Below are 2,363 nucleotides of genomic sequence, written 5' to 3'. Positions count from 1 at the left end.
CAACCAAAGACACGAAAGTTAGGTGAATGTACTTTTCGTGTGATTCGTGTCTTTCGTGGTTTGAAGTCCTCGGCGCAACGACGAGCGTGCACAACTTACGACCATCAGGTTACTCGACCGCGCAACGACGGACTGCAAGAACGTTGAGCGTAACCGGGTGGCGACGGTTGACGTTAATTTCAAATTCGGTCGTGAATCGCCACTCCGTTGCAGTACGCCCAGCATGGGCGTGATCTTGTGGGGTGAAAGTCCCCTGTACTTAGGAACGGTTCGACAATAAGTTCGTCGTTAGGATTTTGTTGCCAATCATTTGAGAGGAAGTGTGTTCACCGTGCGGCTCGTGTCCTTCCGAGGACAATTGAAACGCCGAAGTTATTGCCGAACGTTTTCTTAGTTCCGGTTTCTTTCAAGGAGTCAGTATACCAAATGAAATTCTAACGAAAGAACAGTATGAGGCCCCTTTCCTTAGAACACCCGGCAACTGCGCCGGAGGTGACGATCCGTGCTCGAGGATGCCTGCGAATGTGACCGTAAATCTGGCTAGCCGCCGAGAACAGTTCCGATTGGGCAACAACCGAACCGGACGAGCTTCAAAGCTAAAACCGTCGCCAGACACATTCACGCCATGACCCGCGTTTGTTGCAAGCAGAAACCCGCCTGCGCGGACGACACTTCCCAGTCGCAACGCGACGACAAGTGGTAGCCTCGGACGTGAGTCCGGGGTACCGCGTAATAGTGGCCACCACAGAGTCGCGAAGCGACGGCAGGTGTCGCAACGGACATAAATAGGTTGGGCAGGAAAATAATCGAATGAAAGAATTTGCCTCTCAGATAACAGTTCAAATGACTGCACGAAAAACCGCTGTCACAGGAACGAGGACAATCGATTAAAATATGGAAGGTTAGAAAATCGGTGAGGCATGAAATCATCTTTCCTTTGCCCGGCATCAACCGGTCTCAATATCTTTTTGTCCCATATCTTTTTGCCGGTCCTTTCAGCCGGGTGGCTGCTGAACGGCATTTACCTAGAGGCTACCTACTTCGGCGCGCCCATCCTTCCTGACATCCGGTCAAAAGAAGGCAACCGAAGGTTGCGGCAGGAAAATGAATGCGGCAGGAACATGTCTGAACCCGAAGAAACTGGCAATTGGCACCAATACAACACGTCGCACCCGATATCCAACGAAAGATTGAAAACAATAAAGCTGGACCAAGTTCGCGTGAGTCGAAATAAACACGGATTGCGGCTTGTTACTGGAAACAGCGGAAGACGTCGAAAACTCGGCTTCGCAACCTGATGTCATTGTGCTTGTCGTACCGGGACGCCCGGCCATTCGCATTTAGCGGCAAAGGCCCATGGCGTCTTTCCAAGACGTCGGGAGTCCAGCGTGCGTTATCCATCGAGTACCTAAAGAGGGAGGGCTTACCCAAGTCTAGAAGAACGCCCGCAACCGCTTGCATCCTCGTGGCGAATCGCCCCCCTTTGAATCGTTATTGTGCGGACCTGCATGCGTTTGTGATGTGGGAGGGGCGCCGGAGCAATCCGGCCCCCTATCCCGGTCGCGGTGGTTATCGCTTCTTGCGTTGTACGTACCGTCCTAGTACGGCATCCGCCATTTCATCGGGCTTGAGTTCCCGTTGATTGTCAGCGTCTCCGAAATACACTCCAGGCCAGAATACCAGATCCGAGACTTGTGAATCGCCGAATGTTTTTTCGACGGTCGCGAACACGTATTCCAGATAGGCATCATCACAAGGGTCAGCAAGCACTTTCGTAAACATTTCGATGAGCCGGTCCCGATCCAAACTGGGGTCAGCGTTGGTAGCCCGTTCGGTGAGAACACGTCGTACATACGTGATGTGGTCTTCGCCGCCGTAGATACCTTGGAATTCCGCAAACGGTATTTCGGTACCAGCGAGGCGATTGAATTCTTCAAGCAACGGAAGGTCGACGTTTTCATCGCCGCCGTCGAGACGGTCGGCGATCTTCGCGAGGTGTTGTACCAGTTGTTCGTCGAGTTCAGGTTGCGTCATCGTTCGAGCATTCACATGCGATAACGGTGGAAATCACGCGGGCCTGGCAAAAGACTCGCAAGCAGAAGGACAGCCGCGACTCCCGGTCTCGCGTGCACATACTCTTAGGTGGACTAAATGATTTACTCTTAGGTGGACTAAATGATTTACAAATTAGAAAATGGCTTCTCTCGCCGTAATTCACGAGCTGAATCACGAAGACTCGCTCACCTGCTTTCTGGTCGTAACCGACGATGTGGAGACCGCGGCTCGACAATACAAACGAAAGAAGCCAAATGAATTCTACAACAATCTCAGTCTCGACGACAGCGAAAAATCAAGTTAACCCT

Annotated in this window: 3 protein-coding genes; 2 read left to right on the top strand and 1 reads right to left on the bottom strand. The window is 51.9% G+C overall.

What is annotated here, in order from left to right; all coding sequences use genetic code 11:
• The first annotated feature begins 920 nt into the window (after nt 1-920).
• A complete protein-coding gene (locus RMSM_RS38780; RefSeq protein WP_081614266.1) occupies nt 921-1,298 on the top strand; it encodes a hypothetical protein in 378 nt (125 codons plus the stop codon).
• Between the two features lie 271 nt (nt 1,299-1,569).
• On the opposite strand, the gene RMSM_RS21480 is transcribed toward RMSM_RS38780, so the two are convergent.
• Complete coding sequence (locus RMSM_RS21480) at nt 1,570-2,034, bottom strand: hypothetical protein (protein ID WP_040768754.1); 465 nt, start codon at nt 2,032-2,034, stop codon at nt 1,570-1,572.
• A gap of 160 nt (nt 2,035-2,194) precedes the next feature.
• Here RMSM_RS21480 and RMSM_RS41175 point away from each other — a divergent pair, with 160 nt between their 5' ends.
• Nucleotides 2,195-2,359 (top strand): hypothetical protein, encoded by a 165-nt coding sequence (locus RMSM_RS41175; protein WP_008701195.1) that lies wholly within the window; start codon nt 2,195-2,197, stop codon nt 2,357-2,359.
• The last annotated feature ends 4 nt before the right edge of the window (nt 2,360-2,363 follow it).

The sequence above is a fragment of the Rhodopirellula maiorica SM1 genome (assembly GCF_000346295.1).
In the GTDB taxonomy this organism is placed as follows: Bacteria; Planctomycetota; Planctomycetia; order Pirellulales; family Pirellulaceae; genus Novipirellula; species Novipirellula maiorica.
Note: the sequence above shows the minus strand (reverse complement) of the source record. Positions and strands in the feature narration are given on the sequence as shown.